Consider the following 4,329-nt stretch of genomic DNA (forward strand, 5'->3'; position numbering starts at 1 on the left):
GCCCTGGGCTCGTAGACGATGCAGTAGCCCGATCGCAAAATCCGCGCAAACAGTTCGCAGTCTTCGCCGCCCACCGTGGGTGTTCCCGCCCCCAAAGCTTCGTCAAACAAGCCAATAAACTCGATCGAACTTTTACGCAAAGCCATACTCGCCGAAACACCCACCAGATGGACAACCAGAGGATTGCACTGCGCCCCGTCAAAAATTCGGCGTTCAAAGCCCCGCCCGTGGGGGCTGTAGCGCTCGAACCATTCTTGCGCTTCTGTTTCGAGCTCCAAGGGCATGATTAGCCCCGTAACGCACATCACTCGCCGATCGCTGAAATTCCCCAATAGCGATCGCAGCCAGTTCGGATCGGGCACTGCATCGTCATCTGTAAAGGCTACGAATTCGTGTTTAGCTTCGCGCAAAGCTCGGTTGCGGGCAGCGCTGGAGCCCGGTACGTCCTCGCGTACATAGCGGACTTTTGGGTAATTTTTGACCAATTCCTCAGTAGCATCCGTGGCGGGACAATTGTCAATTACCAAGTATTCCTGACCGTCGTCTGGGAGCAGCATGAACGCTTCCAGACAGCGCCGCAAATCTTCCGGTCGATCGCGCGTGCAAACCGCTACAGTGGCGATCGGCAATGCCTCCATCGGCCCCCGCTCATCCCATTCTAGAGTGTCGTAGAGCCAGTTTTTCCACAAGTTATCCCCCGCAGCATCCATCAGTGTTTCCCGCAATTGATCTCCCTCAATGCGACCTCCGACTACCGAAAGTTGAGCGCTCGCGATCGGCTTTCCGTGCAGTCTAATTAAAACCAAGGCTTTGCTGTAACGCTCCTCAACCCTAATTTCTGGCGGGAGTTTGGAGATTTCCAGGTCGAGAATAGCTGTTGCCATGAGTTATGCCATTTTAGATGTTAGATTTTAGATTTTAGATTGCCAAAAAATCCTAGAGTCTCCGTATTTTACCGGATGTATTTTAGCCAAAATTGTTGTAGGGGATAGCAACTTATCAATGCCATACTTGCCGATCGCCGATGCGCGAATCAAACATAAAGCCTCATATTTATGATTGCTGTTATTTATTTTTACTTTCGATTACCGGTTGATGTCAAGTTTTTTGTCTAAATAATTTTTGTCGCCGACAGCGATTGCTCGTCGAGGACGATCTCAATGGCGAGTGTCATTGGCGGCCAGGGCTACCAAATTTTGCAATTAATGCCAAATCAAAAAAACCCGATTTTTTATTAAGAAAACCGAGTTTTGGCGATCGATCGTGATTTCAGCGTTAATTGCGATCGGCTACTATTCTCAAAAAAATACCAAACAATCAAACACCCTCGCAATTCAAACTTTCGCGAGTAGTAGTTCTAGTCAAAGAATTCCAACTATCCAACTCCGCCGAACTCCGGTGACAAAGCATCGCCCTCACCCCTTCATCAAGTCCGCGAACCCCAGTAAAATCCGCACCTTCAATGCTAGTAACGTGATCGAAACTAGCATTAGTCAAATCAGCAGCTCGAAAATCAACACCCTGCAATTCCGCACCATTTAACCGCGCATCCCGCAAGCAAGCACCAGTCAAAAAAGCCCTTTGCAAATTAGCACCGCTAAAACCCGCACCTTGCAGATTAGCGCCAGTCAAATCAGCCCCGCTCAAATAAGCGCCCAGCAAATTAGCACCCCTCAAATCCACAAACCGCAAATTAGCCGTATTTAAAAAAGCCCCAGTCAAAATCGCTCCCGGCCCCACAGCGCCACAATTTTTGAATCTAAAACCCGACGGCCAAACTGTCAGCGAATCGTAGATAGCAACTTGCAATTTCGAGCCGCTCAAATCAGCCTCGCTCAGATTAGCATTCTGCAAAGAAGCCCTGCACAAACAACTGTTTTGCAAAGCAGCCGACTGCAAAATTGCCCCCTGCAAATTAGCACCGCGCAAATCCGCCTCAACCAGATTAGCACCGCTCAAATCTGCACCCTGCAGGTTAACACCAATCAAACTAGCACCCGCGAGGTTAGCACCGTTAAGCTTAGCACCGCTCAAATCGCGATCGTACAAATCAACCCCGCTCAAATCAACCCCCGCCAAACTCTGTCCCGACTTCACAGCAGCCAGTAAACTCTCCGAATCGAAATTTGTGCGATCGATCGTTAAATTAACCATTTCTTTAAAAAAAATACCTCAATCCAACTGATTATACCTTGACCAGAACCCCTCCCGACATCCCTCGCACCATTTTCGATTTTTGATTTTTAATTTTTAATTGCGAATCATTTACCGAATGTCGGTTAGAAGCACAAGCCAGCAGTTATCTTCTTTTTGGCTGCTGGAATTACTAAACTTTACAATCAAACATTCTCAAATTTAGTAAAATCGAGAAAACCGCATTGCCAAAAAATCAGCAGAGGTCACAAACACCATGAAAATCAAACCGCCGATGACAATGATGGACTTCTTTCGCAAAAGCGAAGGAACCTGGTTTTCGCAGCGTTCAGTCCATCACTTCGACGCAGCAGCAGACGAGTCAGGCGAATCAAATCTCATCATTCAAATCATGGAAAAAGACCACCCCAAAATCCAAGAAATTTGCGAAAAGCAAGCAGTAAATCCAGCACTAGCCGTCGGTGGAGCTATATTCATGTGGCAGACAACCCTCGACGCACAAGACAAAGAACCAAACCCAAATTACGCAGCCATTCTAGTAGATATTCCCGATCGCCACAATCCCCAATCAGGAAAATTTCTCCGCAACCAAGGCTATGTAGAAGGAATACCAGTTATCGGGAGATACAATTTTGCAACCGATGGAGTATTGACAATCGACACCGAATATGAAAAAAACCAAGGTCAAGAACGCTGCTGGTTTATCACCGACGATTTTCGCGTGCGCGTCAGCACAGTACGCATGATGAACGGCATCAATCTCATGACTTACAGTTCCGAACGCCGCTGCGTCGCACCCGCAGATTTGCAGCAAATCATTCAACAGCAACAACTCATCACTCATTAGTCATCAGCCATATCATGTCCGACTGAATAATTCTTACATATTCAAAGATTTGTAGTATTTGTAGGGTGCGTCGCCATCAAAAATCCGTACATCCAATTAACAATCTCAGGGCGACGCACCTTACATCAATTTCATAAAGTAGCGCTAGATATTACCCCCCCAACCCCCCCTTATTTCGGGGGGGAGTGGGGGGGGTAGTAGCACATCTTTAGAAAATGGTATTACATTATATTTGAGAAAACAAGCCCAAAAATTATCCAATTTCAACCGCAGATTTTTATTTAACAGCGTTCATCAAACCTAGTATAAAAACTGCCGTATTTAATCCAGTATTGCTTGAGCTCGTGCTGAGGAACGTGCAAACTCGCCTTAGCTTGATATAGAATAACTTTTCGGTGATTCCCAATCCAAACCTTATTAATCGGGTGAACGCAAATAAAAGTTCCCCCCAAACTCTCAATGCACTCCCCAAAACTTTCAATAGTAGGATATTCTAGAGTTTCAAATATAAAAAAATTTCCCGAACAAATCAAATGCCGGCTCCGAATCCAGCACTCCATCTTTTTTCTAGCTAAGGGCGGCAGCATAACATTTTAAACATTCAACTTTCTTCATATTACTAACGCGGTCGCAGGCACTTCACTCGCAAAACTTTCGACTTTATCAAACAGCAAAGGCCCCTCAGTCGAGCCCCAAACCTGTTCGCCAGTATTAACATCCATTCCTCGGTCTAAACTTGTCCAAGTATGCTCTGTTAATTCCACATCACTGACTAAATAAGTCTCGCATCCCTTGCGATTAATCAAACACTTCTGCCCGGGCTCTACGCTTCCTCGAAATATTTCGCCATCTCTCTTAAATACCATCGAACAGTTATAGCGGCGTTCAATACTATCCGGCGTAATCGTCATCAGAATATCTAATTGTCGCCCTGCACCTGCATACAGCATACCATCTTTTAGGCCGTAATTTTCTATATAAATTTGATCTTCTTGTTCGACAAGTCGGTGAATTCCTTGACGGTAAGGATTCCACACATCGTAGTCATAAACTTGTTCGGAATAAAAACCAATGCCGCCAAAAAACTCAAAGGGTAAAGGCCGAAACAAAACCCGAATGTGAGCGTAGTTTTGCGGATTGGCCATTGATTGCTTTTGGTTGCTGAAATGCCCGGCCATCAAGTTAGCTAGGGCGATAAGTTCACTTGTCATTGGGAATTGGGAATTGGGAATTGGGAATTGGGAATTGGGAATTGGGAATTGGGAATTGGGAATTGGGAATTGGGAATTGGGAATTGGGAATTGGGAATGGGGAATTGGGAATTGGGA

5 protein-coding genes are annotated in these 4,329 nt (G+C 45.8%); 1 reads left to right on the plus strand and 4 read right to left on the minus strand.

What is annotated here, in order from left to right:
• Together WBA89_RS25950 and WBA89_RS25955 are read right to left on the minus strand one after the other, a co-directional pair.
• Positions 1–884: glycosyltransferase family 2 protein (locus WBA89_RS25950; protein WP_424410497.1), on the minus strand; the 884-nt coding region annotated here is incomplete at its 3' end.
• A gap of 433 nt (positions 885–1,317) precedes the next feature.
• The gene (locus tag WBA89_RS25955; protein WP_424410499.1) at positions 1,318–2,154 is read right to left on the minus strand and encodes a pentapeptide repeat-containing protein; all 837 of its coding nucleotides are present in this window, start codon (positions 2,152–2,154) and stop codon (positions 1,318–1,320) included.
• A gap of 256 nt (positions 2,155–2,410) precedes the next feature.
• Here WBA89_RS25955 and WBA89_RS25960 point away from each other — a divergent pair, with 256 nt between their 5' ends.
• Positions 2,411–3,001 (plus strand): phycobiliprotein lyase, encoded by a 591-nt coding sequence (locus WBA89_RS25960; RefSeq protein ID WP_424410500.1) that lies wholly within the window; start codon positions 2,411–2,413, stop codon positions 2,999–3,001.
• A gap of 281 nt (positions 3,002–3,282) precedes the next feature.
• Here the strand turns inward: WBA89_RS25960 and WBA89_RS25965 are convergent, their stop codons facing one another.
• Together WBA89_RS25965 and WBA89_RS25970 are read right to left on the minus strand one after the other, a co-directional pair.
• Positions 3,283–3,561 (minus strand): CpeR family transcriptional regulator, encoded by a 279-nt coding sequence (locus WBA89_RS25965; protein ID WP_424410501.1) that lies wholly within the window; start codon positions 3,559–3,561, stop codon positions 3,283–3,285.
• A gap of 51 nt (positions 3,562–3,612) precedes the next feature.
• Complete coding sequence (locus tag WBA89_RS25970; RefSeq protein WP_424410502.1) at positions 3,613–4,212, minus strand: chromophore lyase CpcT/CpeT; 600 nt, start codon at positions 4,210–4,212, stop codon at positions 3,613–3,615.
• Positions 4,213–4,329 lie beyond the last annotated feature (117 nt).

Origin of the sequence: Microcoleus sp. (genome assembly GCF_049646505.1) — a bacterium.
In the GTDB taxonomy this organism is placed as follows: Bacteria; Cyanobacteriota; Cyanobacteriia; order Cyanobacteriales; family Microcoleaceae; genus Microcoleus.

Bases quoted from the DNA above. Each gene is read 5' to 3' on its own strand.
- WBA89_RS25955 (WP_424410499.1), bottom strand. From the start codon at position 2,154: ATGGTTAATTTAACGATCGATCGCACAAATTTCGATTCGGAGAGTTTA.
- WBA89_RS25960 (WP_424410500.1), top strand. From the start codon at position 2,411: ATGAAAATCAAACCGCCGATGACAATGATGGACTTCTTTCGCAAAAGC.
- WBA89_RS25965 (WP_424410501.1), bottom strand. From the start codon at position 3,561: ATGGAGTGCTGGATTCGGAGCCGGCATTTGATTTGTTCGGGAAATTTT.
- WBA89_RS25970 (WP_424410502.1), bottom strand. From the start codon at position 4,212: ATGACAAGTGAACTTATCGCCCTAGCTAACTTGATGGCCGGGCATTTC.